Genomic DNA, 25,581 nt, shown 5'->3' on the forward strand with positions numbered 1-25,581 from the left:
AGATATTTCTGAAAGCCATTGGTAAGAATCCAATGGCTTTTTTTTGATTTACTTCCAAAGTGTCTAGACAAGCGTCTTGTCTCTGACATCTCGAATCTTGTTTCTCCAAATCAATGCAAGGGCCTCTTTTTAATCATTCCCCCTTTGGTATCCTTGATTGGATATTGGATGACAAATGCTTTGGGGTCGATTTTTTCGATTTCGGTCAAAACCCGGGTTACTTCCAGCCGGGTGACCACACAGAATAGCACGTTTCGATCTGGATTTTTGGCTTTTTCCCCAAATCCCCCATCAGCCTTGAAAGCCGTCACTCCTCGGCCCAGATCGTAAGTGATTTTGGCTTTGATGTCTTCGTTAAATTCGGAAATAATCATCACGCCAATGTATTCTTCCACCCCGTTGATCAAAAAATCCACCGTGCGGGAAGCCGAGAAATAGGTCAGCATGGAGTACATCGCCGTCTCCAGATTGACCAATATGGCGGCCACAATAAATAAACAGACATTGAAAACCGTGATAAAGTCACCGACGGTCAGGCTGGACTTTCTCGAAACTTGTATGGCCAAAACCTCCGTCCCGTCGATTACCGCCCCGCCCCGAATAGCAAATCCAATCCCGCTTCCCAAAAAGAATCCTCCGAAAACGGCAATCAGCAACTTGTCCGCTGTGATTACTGGCAGTTCGATATAGTGAACCAAAAGCGCCAAAGCTAAAATGGCTAAGGTACTTTTGATGGCAAAGCGAAGGTTGAGCTGCTTGTATCCCAGGTAAATAAAGGGCAGGTTAACCAAAACGATCAATGGAGAGAGGTCCAAGGGGGTCACAATCTCCAGCAAAAGGGACATCCCCATCGCGCCTCCGTCAAAAAAGTCGTTGGGAAGCAAAAATCCCTTTAAACCAATACTTGCCATGACCACCCCAATGCCTATGAATAGGGTGTCTTTTACTTTTCTCCAAAGGGTCACTTTCTGCGCCCATGCGGTATTTCCTAAGGCGATGATTCTTTTCGGCATAGTTAAAGGTAGATCAAAGGGATGATTTTACCCAAGTTTGAAGTTGGCAGGTTTCTTTTGCAAGAATTCGAAATCACTGACCTTGCGTGAATATTTTGCTCAATTTTACTGAAGAATTGAAAATAAAATAGCCGAACTAGTGCCAAATAAATAGATAAAGTGAGAGTTTTTTGAAAAAATTTGATTTCCCGGTTTCTTTTTTAACTTAAGGTAAATTTTTAAAAGAATGAAAACAGAAGGATATCAAAGCGGAGAGCATTACGATGAAATGTTTGATGCCTCTGGGCAAATAAGGAACCACTACCTGGAGTTTCAGCAATTTTTGAGCAAGACCTCGCCTAAAAAAATGCATCAGCTTCAGTTTTCGGCAAATAAGACCCAAAAGGCCATGGGCATGACGTTCAATGTCTACCATGACAATCAGGGCTTGGAGAAGATTTTGCATCTGGATATCATTCCCCGCATTATTCCCAACTCCGAGTGGAAAAAGCTGGAAGCCGGACTCAAGCAGCGGGTGCATGCGCTGAATCTTTTTCTTCAGGACGTGTATAATGAGCAGAAGATTCTGAAGGACGGAGTGGTGCCTTCTGACTTGATTTTGGGTTCCAAAGATTACCTCAAACCCTGCATCGGGCTTACCCCTCCCAAGGGTATCTGGTGCCATATCACAGGCACAGACTTGGTCAAGGATAAGGATGGGGAATATTACATTCTGGAGGATAATCTCCGCTGTCCATCCGGGGTATCTTACATGCTCGAAAGCCGGGAAATCATCAAGCGAGCTTACCCCCAACTCTTCAATGACGAGGGCGTGATGCCCGTATCTAACTACCCGACCAAGCTGCTCAAGATGTTGCAGTTTCTCTCGGACAAGCCGAAGCCTGTGGTGGGCGTATTGACTCCCGGGATTTACAATTCGGCCTACTTTGAGCATTCCTACCTTGCCCTTCAGATGGGGGTAGAGTTGGTCAATGGGGTGGATTTGCTAGTGAAAGACAAGAAAGTCTACATGCAAACCACCAGGGGACTTCAGCAGATCGATGTGATTTACAGAAGGATTGACGATTCCTTTATCGATCCTTTGACCTTCAATCCCGAGTCTATGCTGGGAATTCCGGGGATATTTGAAGCCTACAAAGCAGGAAATATTGCCATGGCCAATGCCCCGGGTACAGGTGTGGCCGACGATAAGGCCGTGTATGCCTATGTTCCCCGAATCATTAAGTACTACCTGGATGAAGAGCCCATCCTCAACAATGTACCAACCTATCTCTGCCGGGAAGAAGAGGATCGAAAGTATGTATTGGAAAATATCGAGAGTCTGGTGGTCAAAGAAACCAATGCCGCAGGAGGCTATGGAATGCTGATCGGACCCAAAGCCACCAATGAAGAGCATGAAAAGTTTAGGACTCTGATTCAAAATAATCCCAAGCATTATATCGCACAGCCCACGCTTTCACTTTCTACGGTTCCTTGCCTTACCGAAGAGGGAATCGAAGGTCGGCATGTGGATTTGAGACCTTACATTTTGTACGGGGAAGAAATCGAAGTAATCCCCGGAGCACTGACCCGAGTTGCGCTCAAAAAAGGGTCACTTGTGGTCAACAGTTCGCAGGGTGGAGGAAGTAAGGATACCTGGGTTTTGTACAAATAATCAAGAAAAAATATGTTAAGCCGCGTAGCAAGCCACATTTATTGGCTGGGAAGATATCTTGAAAGGGCAGAGAACTATGCCCGATTTATCGATGTGAATTTCAATCTCATGCAGGATCTGCCCATGGACCTGAAGGAGCAATGGCAGCCTTTGGTAGCTGCGACGGGGGATTTGGATGTGTACCTTTCCAAACACAAGGATTTTGAGCGTCATCAAGTGATGCACTTCCTGGCTTTTGATCCTGATAATCCCAATTCTATGCTTTCTGCTGTCACCAAGGCCAGGGAGAACGCCCGGATCATCCGGGAAAACCTGAGTAAGGAAACTTGGGAAAAGGCCAATGAGCTGTACTACATGCTGACCGAAGGCTATGAAAAGAAGGTTTGGAAAAAGGAAGATCCGAGGAAGTTTTTTGAATCCGTGAAAAACCAAATTCTCCTGATCTACGGATTGGCTGATGCTACCGTGGCCCGAACCGAAGGCTGGTATTTTCGTCAGCTCGGGCAAATGCTGGAGCGAGCCGATAAGACTTCCCGGATTTTGGATGTGAAGTACCATATCCTTTTACCATCACCCAATGAGGTGGGAACTCCGCTGGATTTTCTGCATTGGACAGCCTTGCTGAAGTCTGTGACCGGATTTAATACCTATCGAAGGTTGTATGGGAACATAGATCCATCAGGCGTGGTTGAGTTTCTGGTGCTGAACAAATACTTCCCCAGATCGATTTACTATTGCCTGAAAGAGGCTGAGCGGTTTTTGCACTGCATCTCGGATAATTCCGGGGATGGATTCAAAAATTCCGCAGAAAAAGCCATTGGAGAAATGAAGTCCCGCCTGGAATACTCAGAGGTCGATGATATAATTTCTGTGGGGCTTCATGAATATTTGGATGGACTCCAATTAAAAATTAACCATATTTCGGACCTCATCTCGGAGAATTTCTTTCAGCTGAAATTGAATTTCACCGAAAACCCCTGATCATACGGATGACCTTTTGTCTAGGAATAAAAACCAAACATGGCCTTGTAGGCCTCTCGGATACCCGGATTACTTCCGGTAGTGAGACCACTACTTCCAAAAAAGTCTACACAGTCAACAAGCGTAAGCACTCTTTCTTCATCATGACTTCTGGACTTCGTTCAGTTCGGGACAAAGCCATTACGTATTTTTCTGAAGTCATCGCCCATCAGGACGACTCATTTTCCAAGCTATATCAGGCAGTGAATGAGTTTGGCAATCAGGTGAAAATCGTAGCCAAAGAGGACAAAGCCAATCTCGAAGAGTCTGGACTTCAATTCAACTTGTTTTCCATTATCGGTGGACAGCTGGAAGATGATCCTGAACCGAAATTGTATCTGCTTTATCCTCAGGGCAACTGGATTGAGATCCGGAAAGGAACTCCCTTTGTGATTATCGGGAATTCCGGCTTTGGGCATCCGGTGCTCAAGAGATCCTTTCATTATGAGGATTCCTTGGATTATGCTCTCAAATGCGCCTTTTTGGCCTTTGATGCTACCAGGATTTCAGCCAATGATGTGGACTTTCCGATCGATACCGTGGTCCTGAAAAATGACGAATATTTCACCAAGGAAAAGAGATTCGAGCAAAGAGAACTGGAGCATATCTCTGCTTTTTGGAATAATCGACTGAAAAAAGCCATTGAAGAATTGCCTTCCCAAGTGCTCAGCAGCGCTTTTGAGGATTTCGAACAGATTCTTGAAAATACCTGAACATGCTGATTCAGGTTTGGCATCATACCCGATATACGTATTCCTCCCCGGTTTTTTTGGGGATTCATAAGCTCTATCTTCAGCCTCAGCATAGACCTTACTTTCGGATTGAGCATCAGAAGTTTGATGTTTTACCCAATCCAGACGGACAGAACTTCCGTCAGGACCTAGCGGGTAATTGGTACAGTCAGTGTTGGTTTTCGGCCCAGACTGAGCAGATGGAGATTCATTCCGAATGGATTTTCAAGCTTCGGGATTTCAACCCTTTCGGATTTATTTTGGACAGGCCATTTGAAGAGAGAGGCTGGACCGATCCGCTCTTTCAGTTTTCCTATGAGGAAAAAACAGCCTTTCTCATTCCTTTTCTTTCTTCCACGGAAGATTTTCACTTCACTGAATTTATCCAAGGGATTAGAAGCCAATCCAATGGATTGATCGATTTTTTGGTCAGACTGACTCAGGCCATTTACCAAAACTGGAAACATCAGGTCAGGGAAGAAGAGGATATCTGGGAACCGACTTTTACCTATGCCGAAAGGACAGGTTCGTGCCGGGATCTTGCCTTGATGGAAATGGAAATGCTTCGGGAAATGGGATTGGCTACTCGCTTTGTCAGCGGCTATGCCTTCAACCCGGAGTTGGAAGCAGGGCATGAGCTTCATGGCTGGCTGGAGGTATTTCTTCCTGGCGCGGGATGGGTAGGCTTAGACCCGAGTTTGGGCTTGCTTACGGACCATCATTACATTCCATTAGCCTCACATCCTGACCCTCAGCGAACTTTGCCTGTTCAGGGGACCTTTGCCGGAACAGCTCAATCCAAACTCAAAGCCAGAGTGGACATCAAGCTGCTACATCGTTCTAAGTAATCAATTGGCTACGACAGCGTTTTTCTCCGGCATGGCAAAAAGCTCGTCATCAAGGGCCTTGTCCACCAAAAACACATCTGCAAAACTTACTTGATAGCGGATCTTTCGGGTGGAATCATTTTCCAATTCATAGCCTGTCATCAATCGTGGGAATACCAATCCGCCGGCATCCCGATAGTCCTCGTATTTGAGGGCATTCATGGATTGGTTGTTTTTGTCAAAAAAGGTCACCTTATACAGCACCCAAGCCAAGCGGCCTGTCTCAGGATCCACGAGCATGAAATACTTGTCGTCCGGACTGTCGCCCACATTGGATTCAAAACTCACTTCAAAAGCCTCATAGGAAATCCCGTTTAACAGCTTGTTTTCGGTCTTTTTTACCTTGACTCCCGGGTCAGTGAAAATGTAAGGGATAGAAAAAAAGTAAAAGTAAAGGTTGTGATAGAAGCGAACAGATCGGCCCTGAAATGCCTGCCGGTTGGGGCTGATCCAGACTTTTTCTCCGTCGTTGCCGATTTGCCAGGTGTCGGCATCGATTCTTACTTTTCTGCCTACCAGATCGATGTAGTGATTCTCCCAAGCAAGGTTGGTCTCATGGATCATGGCGTAGGAAAAAGCCTTGGCATTGATCCACTTTTCCCATTCTCCATGGGCATTCAATAGTTGCTTAAACTCCTCCGGCTGCTCCAATCGGGGATCGGGCTCAGATTTTTTCTCTTCGCAAGCGGCAAAAATGATTAGGCTTAGCAGGAAAAACAGGAATCTTTGGACTGGCATAGACTGGTTTTTTTTGGAAATATACCAATAGGAATCAATTTTCGGGCTTCGAATAAATTATACCTTCTATTCCATTGGTGTAATTTATCTCCTCCACTCCCTTTTTTTGGTTTTTGCTGATAGGCATTTTTTTATCGGCCAAATGATTTTTTGGATCAAGAAAAATCATCGAGGTGGAGCATTCCAAAGGATCATATAAATCAAGATGCTTTTTGTAAGGAATTGATTTGTAGTTTGATTTGCTCGAGTTAGATTGGAAAAAAAAATATCGTGATAGAAGGATTTGTTGATGAAAGCTCTTTTTTAGGAAATATCCATTGGGAGGAGATTCGGGATAGGGTCGTAAATACCGGGACGGAACGCAAATCAGCATCTGACTCTTGGTACTTTTTCCCAAAGGATGAATCGAGCTGGATATTTATTCCCAAAGAGGTGGTCAAAACATTAGTCTTGAGTAGTCCAAAAATTTTTTCTAGAATGAAAAGCATTGATTTCGAAGGGGATAAAAGCATGTCATTCGATGTACTTTACTCAGAGATAAAGCTTGGAACGGAAAAGCATAGGAGCCAAAATGTAGCTTCAAATCAAAGTATACCGGCTTCTTTGGGGCAAGGCACAAATGAAAATGTAAGGAGTAATTTCATTCATTCTTTTCCAATATTCCAGAAGAAATTATTTATCCCAAGCTCTTAGGATAAACAGGAGTTAGATATGCATATAAACCCAATAAAGTTTCAGCGCCTGCTGCACACAATGATACAGGGAGTGGTGTATCATGACTCATCAGGAAAGATCATTTATGCAAATCCAGCCGCTGAGCGAATCCTTGGATTGACTCATGATCAGATATTCGGTAAAACTTCCTTTGATCCCGATTGGAGATCGATTCGTGAAAACGGGGAAAATTTTCCGGGTGCGGAACATCCGGTTAACCTAGCCTTGAAAACGGCAAAGCCTATAAGAAATGTAGTCATGGGAATCAGGCCTGGGAAATCCATAAAAACAACTTGGATCATGATTGATGCCATTCCTGAACTCAATGAGAATGGGAAAAAGGTAGATCAGGTTTTGGTGACCTTTTCGGATATCACTACTCTAAAGGAATTACGCTGGCAGGAGAAAGAAAAGGCCGGTATGCTCAAGTCCATCATGGAAAGTTCCTCTGAGTCCATTTGGTCAATCGATAAAAATATGAAATTGAGATTTGCCAATACCAAATTCATTGAATCCTGTTATTCGATTCTTGGGCGTCCAATTCATGTGGGAGATTATGTAATCGATTTTGTAGAACCGGATAAAAAAGAGTTTTGGATAAGAAATTATCAAAAAGCATTGGGTGGAGAGTCTTTTGAAAGCACAGAGACATATCTGACCGAAAGCGGTAAGAAGTATTATAGAATGAATCTCAATCCGATTTTTTCGGGCGGGGAAATTATTGGTGCTTCCGTTTTTGCAAAGGATGTTACTGATTTGGAGAATTTTTTTGCCACAATCCAACTTCACAATGATCGGTTTAGAGAAATTTCCTGGATACAAAGCCACGTGATTCGAGCTCCTGTGGCGAGATTGATGGGGGTTTTGAATTTGATCTCTGAAGAAAGTGACATCTCTTTAGATGAGATTCAAAGACTTCTTCAGATCATGAAATCCTCCTGTAAAGAGATCGATGATTTGATAAGGGATGTAGCTATGAAATCGGAAGATATACTCAGACGCAATACCGAGATTTGAAAGATTTAGGGTTGCAGGGAGATCAATACGCGTCTGTTGGATTTTTTTTCTTGCTTGAGTTCAATCATTGCGCTTTCGAAATGGCAGGTAGGGTCTAAAATCAAAAAAGGGTACTATATTTTTTTAGATTATTTCCAAATAATAAAACTCTTGTTTAGATTTGTTCCAAATAAAAACAAGAGTTCCATGTGGAAGTCCATCCGGAAGTTTTTCAATGATATTCACCTCTACGCAGGGCTTACCTGCGGTCTGATTGTGATAGCCGTTTGTCTCAGCGGTACCATCTATGTCTACAACACTGAAATCCGCGAATTTTTTGATTCGGAACGCTATTTCGTAGAAGTAGAAGGCCAAAAGCTTGGCCTGGATGAACTGAGAGCCCAGGTAGAAGCTGATTTGAATGCGGAGGTTACCGGAGTTCAGGTTTATCCTGGGGAGAATAGAACAGTTCAGATTAGTGCCAAAAAAGAAGGGGAGGAGAGGGCTGTTTCCTACTATGTGAATCCTTACACAGGTGCCATTCTGGCCGATAATTCCGAAAAGACCTCTACCGAAGAATTCATGGGCTATATGTTTTCCCTGCATCGATGGCTGCTATTGGATCGAGTGGAGGAGCCGATTATGGAAAGCATGGGCAACCGGGATTTGGGTCGGTTTATCAATGGAGTAGCGACTTTACTTTTCCTTTTGGGAGTTTTGACGGGAATTGTGATTTGGTTTCCTCAGAAAGTAAAAAACTGGAAGCAGGGACTTAAAATAAAATGGTCAGGCAATTGGAAGCGGGTCAACCATGACTTACACAATACTTTGGCATTTTACTCTTTGATTTTCCTTTTTTTGATGGCCGTGACCGGACCGTTTTGGTCCTATCAGTGGTATAGAGAAGGTTGGCAGAAGACCTGGGATACCTATCAGGCCCCTAAAACCAACACAGCCGCATCAGAAACTCCCAAAGAAGTTGAAGAAATCGAGGAATTGGCTCCTTTAGGGTACATCTCCCTCGATGAGGTAGTTTTGGCAGGAAATGAAGCACTGGATTACCGAGGGAATCTTCGAATCAATTTGCCGGAAAAACCAGGCGATGACATCCAAGTCAGCAAGTACAGAACCGGCTTTTTTGCACGATCTGGAGCCGATCAACTGAAATTGAATCCAGCCAATTTGGAAGTAAATGAAGCCAATCTATTTGGGGATTTACCGGTGCGTCAGCAGATCGGTCGCTCCGTAAAGGCTTTGCATACCGGGGAGATATTCGGTCAGTTCACCAAGTTTTTGTGGTTTTTGGCCTGCTTGGTAGCTACTTCGCTTCCTGTAACCGGAACGCTCATCTGGTGGAATAAGCGCAAGAAAAAGTCAGCAAAGAAGAAAACAAAAGAGCCGATAATGGCTGAAGCTGTCTAAAATTCAGACTCTCCACTCGGGGAGTCTTTTTTTTAAGAAAAAATTAAGCCTTCTTTTTTCTTTCCCTCCCTGATAGATAGGATATTGCTAGGGCTATGCGAATCTTAGTAGTAGAAGACGAACCCGGAATTTCCAACTTTCTCAAGCAGGGGCTGGAGGAGGAGAGCTTTGCTGTAGATACAGCGGATAACGGAAAAACAGGTTTAGAATTGGCTCTTTCCGGGGAATACGATCTCCTTCTTCTGGACTGGATGCTTCCCGGAATCAGTGGGATAGAACTGACCCGGATTTTCAGAAAAGACTTTCCTTCGACTCCTATCATTTTCCTTACCGCCAAAGACACCTTGGACGAAACGGTCTTTGGCCTACAGAGCGGGGCCAATGACTACATCAAAAAGCCTTTCCACTTCGAAGAGCTACTGATGCGGATTCGTGTGCAGCTGAGAGGTAAAGCAAGTACCGATGAAAAACTCACGCTTGGTCCGATCAGCCTCTATCCAGACAGGCATCTGGTCATGCGGGATGAGAAAGAAATCCAGCTTACCCAGAAGGAATTTGCCTTGCTGGAATACCTGATACGTAACAAAAACAAGGTTTGCCGTCGGACCCGAATCATCGAAAGTGTTTGGGACATTCATTTTGAATACAATACCGGTGTGATTGATGTATTTATCAATTCTCTCCGCAAAAAGCTGGATATTGGCAAGGAGGAGGATTGGATTCAGACGATCCGGGGAGTGGGGTACATGGCCAAAGACGCATGAAGACAGCCTACAAAGAGCGAATTGCCTGGAGATTGACCTGGGTCACTGCATTGATCATTTTGGTTGTTTTTGCCCTGATCTACGGAGTGGCCGGATTCACCGTGATCCAAAATATCGACCGGGAACTTCAACTGGAAACGGAGAAGCATCAGGATCAGATTTTTTTGGTCAAGGGCGAAATCCGCTTTCTGCATAAGGACGAGTGGGAGGAGATGGAGCACAGTCAGATTCAGCTCAATCCGATATTCATCGAAATTGTGGATTTGGAAGGAAAATCCATGGACCGATCTCCCAATCTCCGGGAAAACCATTTGAGTTTTTCTCCTGAGAAATCAAGGAAAAATGAAGCATGGACTCAGAAGTTAGGGGCTCAGGAGGTCCGTCAGCGGCAAATTACCCTTTACAACGAGGGCAAGCCCGAAGGCTATCTTCTTTTGGCCAAGTCCTTTGAAGATGCCCGGGAGCTTTTGGACAACCTGAGAAATGTTCTTTTGGTTTTTTACCCGATGATTTTGGTTTCCCTCTTTCTCACGATGAGATATCTGGCGGGGAAAAGTATGGAGCCCATCCAGCAGATCATTGCCAAAACCAATCAGATCACCCAGAAAAATCTGAATGAGCGAATCCCCGAGCCCGAATTGAATGATGAAATCGGACAACTCACCCGGTCCATCAATGAGCTCTTGGGAAGATTGGAGCAATCCTTGAAAAGAGAAAAGCAGTTCACTTCGGATGCTTCTCATGAGCTGAGAACCCCACTTTCTGTGCTCAGAGGTACTCTGGAAGTGCTGATTCGAAAGTCCAGAAGTCCTGAAGAATACGAGCAGAAGATAAAAACTGCCTTGGGAACCATCGATCGGATGAGCTCACTGATTGATCAACTTTTGGCATTGGCTAGGGTGGAGAGTTCCAAAAATCTGGTGAGAGAGGAACTGGAATTGATCACCTTTTTGGAAGAACTGGCCGATCAGACAGCCAAAGATCATCAGAGGGAGGTGAGCTTTCAGTCTCTGGTGAGCGTGCCCATTTACATCAAAGCCAATGAGAAGACACTCCAGATGATTTTGGATAATCTGCTCCAGAATGCCATCAAATATTCCGATGAAAACTCCCCAGTCATCCTGAGAACGGGCAAATCCGATCATGGGGCTTTTATCGAAGTGGCCGATTCGGGAAAAGGCATTGACCAGGATAATCTGGAACAGATTTTCGATCCTTTTTTCAGAGAAAAGAAAGCAGTGGATGAAGGAATTCCCGGGACTGGCTTAGGTTTGGCTATTGTCAAAAAACTCGCTCAAGAGTCTGGAATCCGCCTTTCTGTCCAAAGTAGCCCCTCGGCGGGAAGTGTATTTCGTCTGGACTTTTCCCAATCTTAAGCAAATCTTAAGAATCGCCTAAGGCAGTGCTAATGCTGGATTTTGACCTTTAGGGTCAAATTATCCAGCTCATGCTTGACCGAATTATCCAATGGAGTATCCACAACAAGCTCCTGATTTTCCTTTTCACTGCTTTTTGGATAGGCTTTGGGATTTTTTCCCTGACGAGACTTTCCATCGGAGCCGTTCCCGACGTCACCAACAATCAGGTGCAGGTCATCACCACCTCCAGAAATCTCGCCACTGAGGATGTAGAAAAATACCTGACCTATCCTGTGGAGTTGGAAATGGCCAATCTTCCGGGGGTGAAAGAGATTCGCTCCGTATCCAAGTTTGGACTTTCGGTAGTGACCATTGTTTTTGAGGAGGATATGGGGACTTATCTTCCCCGTCAGCTGATTTCCGAACGCCTGATTATGGCTCAGGAGCGGATTCCGCAGGGATTTGGGACTCCGTTTATGGGGCCGATTTCTACCGGTTTGGGAGAGATCTACCAATACATCATCGATGTCAAGCCGGGCTTTGAGGATAAATATACGATCACTGATCTCAGGACAATTCAGGATTGGGTAGTCCGTAGGCAACTGGCCGGAATCGAGGGGGTAGTGGAAATCAATACTTGGGGGGGATATCTCAAGCAGTACGAAGTAGCCATCAATCCCGAAAGGCTAAAAGCCATGGATATCAACTTGGCGGCGGTATATGAAGTATTGGCCAAAAACAATTCCATTGCAGGCGGAAGCTACATCGAAAAGACCAATGAGAGTTTTTTCATCCGGGGAGAAGGTCTTGTAGCCAATCTGGAAGATATCCGAAATATCGTGGTGGAAATGCGTGGAGGGACGCCCATTTATATCCGTGACATTGCTCAAGTAGGCTTTGGTCATGCCAATCGCTTTGGAGCGATCACGGCCAATGGACAGGGAGAAAAGGTGCTCGGGCAGGTGATGATGCTCAAAGGTGCAGATGGCAAGCGGACCATTGACCGGGTCAAGGAGCGAATTGCCGAAATGGAAAACACCCTGCCCGAGGGGATTGTCATCAATGGCTTTTTGGATCGTTCTGACCTGATCGGGAGGACCACGTTTACCATTGCGGAAAATCTCATTCTCGGCTGTTTGATTGTGGTTTTTGTGGTGGTTTTGCTTTTGGGAAATTTCCGTTCCGGTCTGGTTGTGGCCTCGGTGATTCCTTTGAGTTTACTTTTTGCTTTGTCAATGATGTATCTATTTGGAGTAGATGCCAATTTGATGAGTTTGGGAGCGATAGATTTTGGGATCATCATTGACGGGGCGGTGATCATCGTGGAGTATATCGCCTATCAGTTTGCCAAATCTTCCTCGGTTTTTCAGGGATTATCCAAGACTGAAAAGCAGGGAGAAAAAGACAAAATCGCCTTCACCGGAGCTTCAAAAATGATGCATTCGGCCATTTTTGGTCAGATCATTATCATTATCGTATTCATTCCCATTCTTTCCCTTTCCGGAGTGGAGGGAAAAATGTTCCGGCCAATGGCAGAGGTATTCAGCTTTGCCCTGGTTGGGGCAATGATTTTGGGCCTGACTTATGTCCCGGTAGTTTCCTCCATTTTTCTCAAATCCAATCCTCCAGGCCCGAAAAATGTCTCTGTTAGGCTGATCGGTTTTCTCAACCGAATCTATGAGCCTTCTTTGCAGTGGGCCATCCGGCATACACGCGTAGTGCTGATCGGAGCAGGGGGAGTCTTGGCAGCTGCGATACTTCTTTTTTCTACCCTTGGGGCAGAGTTTGTGCCTACTTTGGATGAGGGGGATTTTGTGATTCAGCCGGTATTGAAGACCGGAACCACCCTTTCCAATACCGTGGAGACCATCACCAAAATGGAGAAGATCCTCCTCCAATTTCCCGAAGTCAACCAAGTGGTGACCCGAATCGGGGCAGCCGAAATCCCCACGGATCCCATGTCCATGGAGGAAAGTGATGTCATAGTGACCCTTCATCCTCCATCCGAATGGACCACGGTGGAGACCAAAGACGAATTGGCGGAGAAGTTTAAAGAAGCGCTCACGGCTATTCCCGGCCTGGATTATGAATTTACCCAACCCATAGAGATGCGCTTCAATGAGTTGATCACCGGGGTAAGGGCTGACTTGGCGATCAAGGTCTTCGGAGAAGATTTGGATGTTTTGCTGCAGACTGCAGAAAAGATCGAAGCAGCCATTCAGGGTGTAGAAGGTGCGGCGGATATCATTCTGGAAAAAGTGGACGGCTTGCCTCAGATGAAGATCGAGTACGATCGCAGCAAAATCGCCAAATACGGTCTCAATGTGGAGGATCTCAATCAGGTGGTAACCATGGGCTTTGCAGGGACAAGTGCAGGGATTGTTTTTGAAGGAGAAAAGCAATTTGACCTGGTAGTCCGATTTGCCGAACCATACCGAAAAGATATTTTCCACCTCGAAAATGCTTCCATTCAATTGCCCACGGGAGGAAGTGTTCCTCTCCAAGAGTTGGCGAAGATTACCTACACCAAAGGGCCGGCGAAGATTTCCCGGGATAATACGCAGCGTCGGGTGGTCATTGGAGTCAATGTGCGAAATAGGGATTTGCAGTCTGTAGTGGATGATATTCAGGGGATTGTAGCCAAAATCGATATTCCGGAGGGATACCGGGTGGACTACGGAGGACAATTTGAAAATCTCCAGCAGGCCCGTTCCCGACTGCTTATCGCAGTACCCATTGCGATGATTTTGATTTTTGTCCTGCTCTACTTCGCTTTTTCCTCTTCCAAGGATGCCATTATGATTTTCACCGCTATCCCCTTTTCCGCGATCGGTGGAGTGGTTCTGTTGTGGCTCAGAGATATGCCTTTTAGTATCTCAGCAGGAGTAGGATTCATCGCCCTTTTTGGAATTGCGGTACTCAACGGAATCGTATTGATCGAACATTTCAAATCCATGAAACACCACTATTCTTCTTTTCAGGAGATGGTCATTCACGGGGCAAAGGAAAGGCTTCGTCCCGTACTGCTGACCGCCTCTGCTGCTGCTTTGGGATTTTTGCCAATGGCGATTTCCTACTCTGCCGGGGCTGAGGTTCAGAGACCCTTGGCCACCGTAGTGGTGGGTGGCTTGATCTCTGCCACTTTGCTTACCTTAATTGTGCTGCCTGTGCTGTATATTCTTTTCAACCGCCCCAAAGAGGAGTCTCAAAGTTCCAATAAAGGAATAACAACGCTCATTTTGGTATTCTTCCTTTCTCTCCCGGCTTTTACTCAAACTGACAAAGAAAAGCTTGGTCTCGATCAGGCTCTTCAGTTGGCCGAAGAGCAAAACCTGGAGATCATGGCCGCCCAAAAGCGGGTGGAATCTGCCGCAGCAAGAAGTCAATCAGGCTGGACTTTGGGTAAAACCGAGCTATACTACGCCCAAGATGAAAATGACATCGCCGAAAACGGAGTCTACAACCGGGTTTGGGGCTTGAGGCAAAGTATTGCTTTTCCGACCCTTTACTCTGCCCAAAAGCAGGTGCTTCAGGCTGCCGAACTGCAGGAGTCCGCCCGTTTTCAGCTAAGCACCATGCAACTCAAAAAGCAGGTCAGCCAGGCCTTTGTCACCGCGCTGTACTGGGAGGAACTGACTCGTAACTATTCATTTTTGGATAGTTTGTACGGGGAGTTTGCGAGAGCTGCTACCCGTAGGCTGCAGACCGGAGAAAGTAATCTGCTGGAGAAATTGACTGCTGAAAGCAAGCAGCGGGAAATCGCCCTGAAAAAAGAAGAAGCTGTCCGGAATTTTGAAATCGCCAAAGGACAAATCAAGCAGCTCTTGAATATTGACTTTGATTTTGAACTGGACAATTCTCCGATTTCTCTTCCTGAACCCATGGATTGGGAAAGTCATCCCTCAACTCTGCTCTATCAGGCAGCCTATCTTCAGGCGGAAAGCCAGACCAAAGCCGAGCGAAGAACTCTCCTTCCGGATATTCATTTGGACGTATTTCGGGGGACCAATCCCGGTCCGGATGCCCGAGTGTACCCCGGGTTTCAGGCAGGGGTAGGCATTCCGCTTTTTTTTGGAAGCCAAAGTGCAAAAATCAAAGCAGGAAAGTATGAGCAGGAGCAAATTCTGCTCGAATCCGAAGCCTACAGCCAAAAGCTGCAGACCAATTATGAACGAATAGAAACTCTTTTGGCTCAAAATGAGCAGGTGATCGCCTACTACGAATCCGAGGGAAAAACCCTTTCTCAACAGTTGAGAGAGCAAGCTATCCGATCTTTCAAAGAAGGCGAAATAGACTTCCTTCAGTACGTTCAGCTGATCGAAAATTCTCGGATGATCACCCTGCAATACCTACAGGCCAAGCTGGACTATCAACTCAATCAATTAGAACTCATTTACCTCAATAACTGATGAAATCCCTACTATTTAACCGAAGTCTTTTCCTTTTTCCGGCTCTTGGAGCCAGTTTGCTGTTTAGCTGTGGAGAAAAGCAAGCATCCCAAGAAGAAGGAATTCAGGTCACTGAAGTGGAGGAATCCAAAGAGCTCATTTCTCTTTCCAACACTCAATTTAGCACCATGGAAATGGAATGGGGAAGCATCAAGACGGGTGATTTCTCCTCGCAGATTACCGTGCAGGGTACTGTGAAAATTCCCGTGGAAGGTATGCAGGAGGTTTCTGCTTATTTCGGGGGGTATGTGAGTGATTTGACCTTGATCGAAGGGCAGTCTGTCCGTCAGGGGCAGGTGCTTTTCAATCTGGAAAACCCGGATTTTGTCCGCCTGCAGCAGGATTATCTGGAAACAGCCAGTCAGTTGGATTACCTGAAAGCAGAGTATGAGCGTCAAAAGACGCTTTTTGCTGAGCAAATTTCAGCACAAAAGAACTTGCTGAAGGCGGAGGCCGATTACCGGGGAGCTTTGGCAAAGAGTCAGGGGCTAAAGAAGCAATTGAGCCTGATTCGGATTTCAGCCGATCAACTGACTCCGGAAAATATCCGCTCCAAAGTACCTGTAGTATCTCCCATCAATGGATTTGTGGAGGAGGTTCATGTGGTTCCGGGGCAGTTTTTACCCGCTTCTGGAAAGGCGCTGAGCCTCTTGAACAAGGATCATTTGCATATCGAATTGGTGCTTTTTGAGAAGGATGCAAGCTTGATTCATATTGGTCAGCGTTTGGTTTTTACTCTGCCGGACCGTGCAGACCAGGTTTATGAGGCAGAAATCCATGTGGTAGGGCAGACTGTGAATGAGCAGCGGCAGATCAATGTGCATGCTGACTTGGTGGATGAGTCTTTGGGGAAAAATCTGATTCCCGGCATGTTTGTCCAGGCCAGGGTAAATCTGGATTCCGAAAACGGCTGGACCCTTCCTGAAGAGGCGGTCACAGAGGTGGATGGGGCCTATTTTATTTTGATCCAAAAAGCCAAAACCGAGGAGGGATATGAGCTGGAGCGAATCGAAGTGGAACCCGGAGTGCGAAATCAAGGGATGATTTCCATCAAGCCTATGGAGGGAATCACCTCAGAGACCAAGATATTGGTGAAGGGTGGGTTTAATTTGTTGTAATGGAAGAAGGTTTATTATTAATTTCAATAGTTTAATATTTATATACATTTTTTCTTAATGAATGAATAACAAAATAATAATCACTGGAAATCATGTTAAGAAATTTATCTTCGTTTAATGGCTTAAAATTTATATTTTTTAAATTTTTTCACTCTTTAACAGAAAGTTAATTTACGTTTTGATAATTCCAGATTAATCTCAAGGGAATAGTGGAAGTTTAGCTTTGGTAAAATTTTTAATACTAAATCTATCAAAAACTTCTACACAAAATGATTGCCCGAAAAAGCATTTGGACGGGGATGTTGACATTTGGAATGTTATTCATCCTCAATCTTTCCTTAGCTCAACAGCAGTTGATCACCGGAAAGGTAAGTGACGCAAACAATCAACCCCTCCCAGGGGCCACCGTTTTGGTGAAAGGTACTACCCGAGGAACTGTAACAGATGTGGATGGAAGCTATTCCATTCAGGCGGCAAGCGGTGAAGCGCTTGTTTTTTCATTTGTAGGATTCGAGGCAGTTGAGATTACTGTTGGCAGCTCCTCCAGAATCAATGTAGTCCTCACCGAAGGAGTAGCATTAAATGAGGTGGTGGTGACTGCTTTGGGTGTGGAAAGAGAAACCAAGGCGCTTGGGTATTCTGTTCAGGCTGTGGATGGAGACCGATTCACTGAGGCTAGAGAGACCAACGTGATCAATTCCTTGAGCGGCAGGGTCGCAGGTGTGCAGATTACCAATAGCTCAGCAGGTTTGGGCGGTTCTTCCCGGGTGGTCATTCGTGGGGAATCTTCCTTGAATATCAATGCCAACCAGCCCTTGTTTGTGGTGGATGGAATGCCGATTTCAAACAATATTGTAGGTTCTTCCGGGTCTGGTAACCAAGAAGTGGATTACGGAAATGCGGCCGGAGAGATCAATCCGGATGATATCGAATCCATGACTGTGCTGAAGGGGCCTGCTGCTGCCGCTTTGTATGGGTCGAGAGCTGCCAATGGTGCAATTTTGATCACTACCAAATCTGGAAAAGGTAAAAAAGGTCTTGGAGTGCAAATTAATTCCAATACCACATTTGACAATGTTTTGGTTTTGCCGGATTGGCAGGATAAATACGGTCAAGGTAATAATGGACAGTTTGAATTTGTCAACGGGGCAGGAGCAGGGATTGCAGACGGGGTAGATGAAAGCTGGGGTCCTCAGATGGACACCGGATTGCTCATTCCCCAATTTGATTCGCCAAGATCTGTTTCTGGTTTTAGAGGGGGAGATTTGAATGCTCCTGTAGGAAGTACGATTACCCCTACACCTTGGGTTTCTCAGCCGGATAATATCAATGATTTTTTTGAAACCGGGTTGACGCTTGCCAATAATGTTTCGATAGAAGGAGCAAATGACAAATCCAACATCCGCCTTTCTTTTACCAATCTGGATCAAAAGGGGATTGTACCCAACACTGATCTTAATAGAAACACCTTCGCTCTGAACGGAGGGATCAATGTGACGGATAAGTTGAAAGTAAATTCCATTGTCAATTATCAAAGAACCAACTCGGGTAACAGACCCAATATTTCCTACGGAACTGAGAACCTTATGTATCTGTGGATCTGGTATGGTCGTCAGATCAATACCCGCAATCTTAGAGATTATTGGATGCCGGGACTGGAAGGAGTACAGCAATTCAACTACAACTACAATTACCATGACAATCCTTACTTCAATGTCTATGAAAACACCAATGGACAAAGCAAGGACCGAATCTTTGGAAATGTTTCTATATCCTATCAGTTTACTCCTAAACTCAGCTTGATGCTGAGAACCGGCTTGGATACTTACAACGAGCTTCGTGATCGAAGACGGGCTTTCAGTACTCAGCGTTTCCCAAGAGGGAATTATCGTGAAGATGATGTGTTCTTCAACGAGCAAAACTCCGACTTTCTCTTGACCTATTCCGAGACTACTAAGCCTGTTTGGTCTTACAGTGTGGCTTTGGGAGGTAATGCGATGAGACAGGAAAACCGCTACGTCCAAACTGTAGCTCCTCAGCTTTTGATCCCTGGAATCTACAACTTCACCAATACGGCGGTAAATCTACAGGTCAACCAGTTTACTTCTGAAAAGAGAATCAACTCAATTTATGGGTTTGGTCAGATTGGTTTCAAAAACATTCTCTTTTTGGATGTAACAGGAAGAAATGACTGGTCCAGTACGTTGCCAGCAGACAACAATAGCTACTTCTATCCTTCTGCTACCCTGAGTGCGGTCATTTCGGATATGGTAGAGCTTCCTAGTCTCTTCTCCTTTATGAAAGTTCGAGCTGCCTATGCCGAAGTCGGAAATGATACAGATCCCTATGCCCTTACTAACGTGTTTAATCCTGCGGTGGCTTGGGGCTCCATACAGGCTAAGTCAGAATCCAATCGTCTTTCCAATGCCGATCTGAAACCGGAACGAACTGCCTCCTTTGAAACAGGTCTGGATGTCCGCTTTTTTGACGGAAGACTTGGATTGGATTTTACCTATTTCGACAACAGGACCAGAAATCAGATTATCCCAATTGAACTGGATATCGCTACTGGCTATGCATCCCGAATCATCAATGCGGGGGAAATTCAGAACAAAGGGATTGAAGTTGTGCTCAGTGGACGGCCAGTTCAGTCTCCTTCTGGATTCAACTGGGACTTCATGGCCAATTTCACCCGAACCCGAGGCTATGTGTTGGAGCTGACCGAGGGCTTGGATACTTATACCTTAACCGGAAGGAACGGAGCCAATATTCAGGCACGGGTTGGAGAAAGAATGGGCAATATCTACGGGGTGGGTTTTGCGAGAGTTGAAGACCCTAATTCTCCCTTCTTTGGACAGATCATTCACAATACCACAGGTACTCCTCTACGAGATCCTGAGTTGAAGCTCCAGGGAAATTATAATCCGGATTGGATGCTCGGTCTCCAAAATACCTTCAGCTACAAAGGCCTTTCTCTTGGGTTCCTTTTGGATTTCCGATACGGAGGTATTGTGGTATCCCGTACCAAAACCATCGGATCCACTTCCGGTCAATTGGAAGAAACACTCTTTGGGCGTGAAAACGGATATGACCTCAGCGTGGAAGGCAATGGGATCATCAGTGAAGGGGTCGTTCAAAATGCAGATGGCTCTTTCTCACCAAATACGGTGAAAATCACCTCCAGAAACTGGCATAACCGCTACTATGAGCGAAACAATGTGGAAGCCGCGAAGTACGATGCTACTTTCCTTAAGCTTAGAGAAGTGACCATTGGGTACACGATTCCTAGAAGTGTTTTGGGGAGACTTCCGATCCAAGATTTGAAGATATCATTGGTAGGTAGAAATCTGGCACTTTGGACCGAAAACCCACATTTTGATCCAGAAACACTTTCTATGGGTGGAGGCACCCTTATCCCAGGTGTAGAAGACATGTCTTTTCCATCTACCCGAAGCATCGGATTTAACATTAACCTGAAATTCTAATTCGTATCAAACCGAATAAATGAAAGAAATCATGCAAATCAGTAAAAAACATTTGGCCGGACTTTCCCTGGTCTTGGTCTTGGGGATAAGCTCATGTGATCAGGATTTTGAGGAAATCAATATGAACCCCAATAGCCCGGAAAGAGTATCTTCTGACCTTCTTATTCCTAATATTTTAAGGTCAACCACCAATGAAATAGCCGGAAGGGCTTGGGGATATGGAAATGTGGTCATGCAGCAAACTGCCAAAATCCAGTTTACCAATGAGGATCGATATAACTGGGGGCCTCAGGGAAATCCCTATAATTCATTCTATAATTCCCTGAGAGATTTGAATAATGTGATTCTGATCTCCGGTGAAGCCAATCAGCAAAATTATGTCGCGATAGCAAAAATTATCCGGGCCAATCTTTTTTCCTTCATGACAGATGCCTACGGAGATCTTCCTTATTCTGAAGCGATTCAGGCTAAATCTGACGTCAATTATCCAAAATTTGATGAGCAGCAGGAAATCTATGCCGGGATCTTAAAAGAACTGGAGGAAGCTAATAATCTGATCGGGACTACTTCTGAGCAGGTAAATGGAGACATTCTTTACAATGGAAATCTCAACAAGTGGAAAAAATTCGCCAATTCCCTTCGCTTGAGAATACTGATGCGCCTATCTGATCGTCAGGATCCATCAGCAGTCATGCAGGCTATCCTGAGCAATCCTTCCCAATCTCCGATTTTCGAGTCAGAGAGTGATCAAGCCGCACTTCAATACCTTCAAGATGTGCCAAACCAGCATCCGCTTTACACAACCCGATCTGGTTCATTTGATGAATACCGATTGAGCGAGAAAATGGAGAATGTGCTTAAGGATCTCAATGATCCGAGGATTTATGCCTATGCGCAGCCTACGACCAATTCCGGTGCTGGAATTATTGGTAATTTTGAAGATTATCAGGGGGTTCCCAATGGTTTGGGTGATGAAGAAGCACTTCAATACTCTCCTTCAGGTGATCCTGCCCAAGGAGGTTCCAATTTTATTTCGAGAGTAGGATTGCTTTGGTCTTGTTCTGCTTGTACTTCTTTGGCCAATCCCATCGGGGCTCAGGCCATGCTGATGAGCTACGCCGAGTTGCAGTTTATTTTAGCTGAGGCAAGGGAGAGAGGTTTTATTTCTACCGGCACTGCCGAGGAATATTATCAAAATGGAATCAATGCTTCCGTGGATTATTTCCGGGGAAGATATCAACTGATCAATCTTCCTCAAATCGCCGAGAAGCTGGTATTGGATTCTAGCTATTTCCAGCAAGAGGGAGTTGCCTACACTGGAACCAGAGAGGAAAAGCTCTCTAAAATTGGTACCCAAAAGTGGCTGGCTCTTTTCTTCTCAGGAATGGAAGGCTGGTACGATTGGAGAAGGACAGGCTACCCAGAGATCATTCCTGGTCCAGCTGCATTTATCAATTCTGTTCCGGTAAGATATATGTATCCTTCCAGTGTGCAAGCCCTGAACGGGGATCAGTACAAGGCTGCAATTGCCAGACAGGGAGAGGATGAGATCACTACCCGGGTTTGGTGGGATGTGAAATAAAGAAAATCTTACCTACTTTAATTTGACTTAACGGCAATCGGGCACTCTTGTCCGGTAGCTTATCCTTAGCTACTTATGAAAAAAATATTTCTTCCCCTTTTTCTTATGTTTTGGATGACCGGGCCGCTTTGGGCTCAGAAAACAACCAAAACTGAAAATATCGTATTGATCACTTTTGATGGTTTACGCTGGCAGGAGTTGTTCAAAGGCGCGGATTCTCTGATGATCGACGATACAGGAATGATTGAATCATCTGGTTCGTTACTGGCTGATTATTGGCATCCTGATCCCATGAAGCGCAGAGAAATGCTCTTCCCATTCTTTTGGAGCACCATTGCTACTCAAGGGCAGATTTACGGAAACCGTGCTTTTGGCAACCGGGTGGATAATCAAAACAAAATGTGGTTTTCCTATCCAGGATACAATGAAGTATTGAGCGGGTTTGCAGATGACGAGCGGATCAATTCCAACTCTAAAATCAACAATCCCAACGTGACTTTCTTGGAATATCTCAACCAAATGGAAGAATACAAAGGGAAGGTCATGGCTTTTGGAAGCTGGGATGTCTTTCCCTACATCATCAATGAAGGGAGAAGCGGAATTCCGGTCAATGCAGGATTTGACCTGGCAGAAGGCGATGATCTTACCGATGTGGAGAAAACTGTAAATCGAATGCAGCAGGAAATCCGTGGACCTTGGGGAGGCGTGAGATTGGATCCTTTTACCCATCACTTTGCTATGGAAGGGATCAAAAAGTACAAACCCAAGGTAATTTACATTGCCTATGGAGAGACGGACGATTGGGCTCATGGAGGGAAGTATGACCAATATATCTGGTCTGCCCGTCAGACAGATGCCTATATCCGTGAAATCTGGGAAATGATCCAATCCGATCCTCAGTACAAGGACAAAACCACTATGATCATCACCACTGACCATGGGCGGGGTACAAATAAAAGCAGCTGGAAAAGCCACGGGGCCTCTGTTCATGATGCAGGTGAAATCTGGATGATGGCTATTGGCCCGGATACTCCTGCATTGGGTGAAATGAAAAACCAAGGTCAATGGCAATCCGCTATGGTGGCAAGGACAATTTTTCAGCTTCTGGGAATGGACTACCCGAATGAAAAGGCCGCTCCTGCAATCAAGGAAATGTTCCGATGAAAAAACTTATTTACCTGATTAGTTTACTAGCGCTTTGGAATTTGAATGCCAAAGCCCAAAACACTGCCTCTCCGACTTTCGGAGAGGTATTTTTTTCGGACCCAACCCTAGCCCAGGCTTTTTCCGAGACGTTTAGGTACACTGGATTGATCCAAACTCTGGATTCAGGATGGGAATATTTGGGTAAGGATTCCCTTCCCGGTATTCATCGGGATATACCGGATTTTGACTCATTTTTGGCGATCAACCTACCCCATAGGCTTACTTTTCCCAATCATTCCATGTGGTATAGGACAGAAACTGACTTGCAAGAAGGAATTCTTTGGGTAGATGCTGATGACGGAGCCCAGGTTTGGATCGATGGAAAAAGAGTTCCAAGAAGCACAGATGGGGAGTATTTTCCCATTTCCCAAAATGGTCAGCAGAAAATCCTGATTCGTGTAGTCAACAATGCCATGGCTGGAGGTTTGCGAAGAGTGACTTGGGCAAGGAAAAGGGATTTTGATCATTGGAAATCTGGAGCCCAAACAAGAAGAGACTCTTTGCTGCTTTTTTCAAAAAACCAGTTGGTTAAAAATGAGGAACTGAAAAAAAGTATCCAAAAGAAAGGGTTGGAAATTTTGGATCAATACCCCATCCTTTTCACTGCCCCGGTCATGATTTTAGGAGACAGGGGTTCTTATTTCATCAGATGGGTAAGTGAAAAATCAGGAGAAGCCCGATTGCTGATGACAAATGGAGAGGAAAAAGTGCTAATCTCTGAAAATGGAATTTTCACCTTAGAGACTGATCAAAAATCGCTTGAGTTTGATCTTTTTCAGCAAGAAGCTTATCAGGGTAGGTTTAGTTTTTCTTTGCCTGAACAAAAAGAGAAGGTTCGGTTGGCAGTTTGGGGTGATTCCCAGGGAGGTTGGAATACCTTTGATCACATCAGTAAGCAAATCTCAGATTTGAGTCCGGATTTCAGTCTGGGGGCTGGGGATTTGGTAAATAATGGCTCGGAAGAGATGTCCTATGTCCGATTTCTCCATGCGGTCTCTTTAATGAAAACGGTACAAATACCCGTTCCCGGGAATCATGATTACGATGGTTACTATGAAGATCTGAATCCCAAGCAAATGAAGGATCACCTTTTCATAAACGAAAAGGCTACTTTCGGACTGAATTTTCTGGGGCCAGCAGCCCTCTTGACTTTGGATCCGAATGAGTTTTTCCCGGTTAGTATCCCTGAAGGCTCAAGTCAGCGAGATTTTTTGGAATCGACTCTTAAGTCTGAAGAATGGAGAAATAGACCCTGGAAAATAATCGCTCTTCATCAGCCCCCTTTTTCGCAAGGATGGCCGGGATACCAAGGGGAGCAAAGCATTCGGGAACTGCTTGAACCCTATTTTCATCAGGGGCTGATTGACGTGGTGATTGCCGGACATACTCATGATTATGAGCGCTTGACCACGGCTTTTTCGGGATATCCGGTTACTTTCTTGATTGTTGGTGGAGCGGGAGGGGGATTGGAGCCTCAAGGGAGAATTTCTCCAAAGCCAGAAATGGACCTGTTGATCAAAAAACATCATTTCGGGATATTGGAAATGGGCAATCAAAGCTTCGAATGGGAGGTTTTTGGATTAGAAGGAGAGATTTTGGATCATTTTCGGATTCAAAAATAAGGGTGTTTTTAAATGGATAAACGGAACTTTGCCGAAAGCTTACTTAATGGGAAGAAGGTCAAGTTTGGGTCAAATTTTGGACATCTTCGGTCCTCTGTCATCGGTCTTCCAGCCAAAAATCAGAGGGATATTCGTCTACTGGCAGAATCGTGTAAAATCAGGTATTTTTTAAATCTCACGATATCTTTTCATCAGTATTTTTTCTGCCATTTCCCGGTATTTTTTCAAATCGGGGAGAGGGATGAATTCCAATTTGGCTTCTTCGTCCCAGGTTCTCATTTTTAGTGAGGCTTCAAAAAGTGGACCCCTCTCAAACTCCCTTGCTTCAGGTTCGCTCATTGGACCTCCTTGGTAGACTAAGGTTTGTCTACTTGCCTCAGATAGTTTTTCAAAATACTCCGGATACTTGTGAGTCAGATATCTTTTGGCCTGGACATGGTTTTCGACCAGTTTGGCAATTTTTTCGGGAAAGCCTAAGCTCCGAAGACAGTCGGCCCCGATCTGCTCGTGCCGCTTGGCGCCAAATCCACCCATCGATTCTGTTTCCTCCAGATGGGAAAATAAATGTCCGATATCATGGAAAAATGCCGCAAGAATCACCTCCTCATCATATCCCTGTTCCTCAGCGAGCTGAGCAGACTGGCACATGTGTTCAATTTGGGAAACAGGCTCTCCGATATAATCCTGTCCTCCAAATTTCTCATAAAGGCCAAAAATAAAATCCAATTTTTCCGGGAGACTAAGAAAGTGCTGATTCATTGTCTTTTTGTTTACAAATACTAAAATCAATAAATCTTTACTTTTGGAGAAATGGAGGAGATTA

At 45.0% G+C, this 25,581-nt stretch carries 17 protein-coding genes; 14 read left to right on the top strand and 3 right to left on the bottom strand.

The genetic code is table 11. The features are described from left to right. Positions 1-110: 110 nt before the first annotated feature. Positions 111-1,013, bottom strand: coding sequence for a YitT family protein (locus tag AAA938_RS18650; protein ID WP_338230287.1), 903 nt, complete (start codon positions 1,011-1,013; stop codon positions 111-113). Between the two features lie 226 nt (positions 1,014-1,239). On the opposite strand from AAA938_RS18650, the gene AAA938_RS18655 reads away from it, so the two are divergent. From AAA938_RS18655 to AAA938_RS18670, 4 genes are read left to right on the top strand one after another with little or no spacing between them, the layout of a single operon-like run. Next, on the top strand, positions 1,240-2,667 hold the full coding sequence (locus tag AAA938_RS18655; protein ID WP_338230288.1) for a circularly permuted type 2 ATP-grasp protein: 1,428 nt from the start codon (positions 1,240-1,242) through the stop codon (positions 2,665-2,667). A gap of 12 nt (positions 2,668-2,679) precedes the next feature. After that, positions 2,680-3,648, top strand: a complete 969-nt coding sequence (locus AAA938_RS18660) for an alpha-E domain-containing protein (protein ID WP_338230289.1) — start codon at positions 2,680-2,682, stop codon at positions 3,646-3,648. A gap of 8 nt (positions 3,649-3,656) precedes the next feature. Then, positions 3,657-4,400, top strand: a complete 744-nt coding sequence (locus AAA938_RS18665; protein ID WP_338219431.1) for a proteasome-type protease — start codon at positions 3,657-3,659, stop codon at positions 4,398-4,400. Positions 4,401-4,402: 2 nt separating this feature from the next. After that, the gene (locus tag AAA938_RS18670) at positions 4,403-5,266 is read left to right on the top strand and encodes a transglutaminase family protein (protein ID WP_338230290.1); all 864 of its coding nucleotides are present in this window, start codon (positions 4,403-4,405) and stop codon (positions 5,264-5,266) included. On the opposite strand, the gene AAA938_RS18675 is transcribed toward AAA938_RS18670, so the two are convergent. Continuing rightward, a complete protein-coding gene (locus tag AAA938_RS18675) occupies positions 5,267-6,043 on the bottom strand; it encodes a DUF6503 family protein (RefSeq protein ID WP_338230291.1) in 777 nt (258 codons plus the stop codon). A 711-nt stretch (positions 6,044-6,754) separates the two neighbouring features. Between AAA938_RS18675 and AAA938_RS18680 the strand changes: the two genes are divergently transcribed. The 10 genes from AAA938_RS18680 to AAA938_RS18725 all read left to right on the top strand — a co-directional run bounded on the left by AAA938_RS18680 (position 6,755) and on the right by AAA938_RS18725 (position 24,758). Then, positions 6,755-7,774 (top strand): PAS domain-containing protein, encoded by a 1,020-nt coding sequence (locus AAA938_RS18680; RefSeq protein WP_338230292.1) that lies wholly within the window; start codon positions 6,755-6,757, stop codon positions 7,772-7,774. A 186-nt stretch (positions 7,775-7,960) separates the two neighbouring features. After that, positions 7,961-9,175 carry a PepSY-associated TM helix domain-containing protein gene (locus AAA938_RS18685; protein ID WP_338230293.1) on the top strand — a complete coding sequence of 405 codons (1,215 nt, stop codon included), beginning with the start codon at positions 7,961-7,963 and terminating at the stop codon, positions 9,173-9,175. 95 nt (positions 9,176-9,270) lie between these two features. Then, positions 9,271-9,939 carry a response regulator transcription factor gene (locus tag AAA938_RS18690; RefSeq protein WP_338230294.1) on the top strand — a complete coding sequence of 223 codons (669 nt, stop codon included), beginning with the start codon at positions 9,271-9,273 and terminating at the stop codon, positions 9,937-9,939. Further along, complete coding sequence (locus AAA938_RS18695; RefSeq protein WP_338230295.1) at positions 9,936-11,315, top strand: sensor histidine kinase; 1,380 nt, start codon at positions 9,936-9,938, stop codon at positions 11,313-11,315. The genes AAA938_RS18690 and AAA938_RS18695 overlap by 4 nt, the downstream gene beginning before the upstream one ends. 71 nt (positions 11,316-11,386) lie before the next feature. Beyond that, entirely contained in the window at positions 11,387-15,706 is a 4,320-nt protein-coding gene (locus tag AAA938_RS18700; protein WP_338230296.1) for a CusA/CzcA family heavy metal efflux RND transporter, read from the top strand. After that, on the top strand, positions 15,706-16,863 hold the full coding sequence (locus tag AAA938_RS18705) for an efflux RND transporter periplasmic adaptor subunit (RefSeq protein WP_338230298.1): 1,158 nt from the start codon (positions 15,706-15,708) through the stop codon (positions 16,861-16,863). Before AAA938_RS18700 ends, AAA938_RS18705 begins: the two co-directional genes overlap by 1 nt. 269 nt (positions 16,864-17,132) lie before the next feature. Next, positions 17,133-20,348 (top strand): SusC/RagA family TonB-linked outer membrane protein, encoded by a 3,216-nt coding sequence (locus tag AAA938_RS18710; protein WP_338230299.1) that lies wholly within the window; start codon positions 17,133-17,135, stop codon positions 20,346-20,348. 19 nt (positions 20,349-20,367) lie between these two features. Then, on the top strand, positions 20,368-21,930 hold the full coding sequence (locus AAA938_RS18715) for a SusD/RagB family nutrient-binding outer membrane lipoprotein (RefSeq protein ID WP_338230300.1): 1,563 nt from the start codon (positions 20,368-20,370) through the stop codon (positions 21,928-21,930). A gap of 75 nt (positions 21,931-22,005) precedes the next feature. Beyond that, the gene (locus tag AAA938_RS18720; protein WP_338230301.1) at positions 22,006-23,094 is read left to right on the top strand and encodes an alkaline phosphatase family protein; all 1,089 of its coding nucleotides are present in this window, start codon (positions 22,006-22,008) and stop codon (positions 23,092-23,094) included. Then, a complete protein-coding gene (locus tag AAA938_RS18725; RefSeq protein ID WP_338230302.1) occupies positions 23,091-24,758 on the top strand; it encodes a metallophosphoesterase family protein in 1,668 nt (555 codons plus the stop codon). The genes AAA938_RS18720 and AAA938_RS18725 overlap by 4 nt, the downstream gene beginning before the upstream one ends. Before the next feature lie 168 nt (positions 24,759-24,926). On the opposite strand, the gene AAA938_RS18730 is transcribed toward AAA938_RS18725, so the two are convergent. Beyond that, complete coding sequence (locus tag AAA938_RS18730; protein ID WP_338230303.1) at positions 24,927-25,517, bottom strand: HD domain-containing protein; 591 nt, start codon at positions 25,515-25,517, stop codon at positions 24,927-24,929. Positions 25,518-25,581 lie beyond the last annotated feature (64 nt).

This window comes from Algoriphagus taiwanensis, from assembly GCF_036245645.1.
Lineage (GTDB): Bacteria > Bacteroidota > Bacteroidia > Cytophagales > Cyclobacteriaceae > Algoriphagus > Algoriphagus taiwanensis.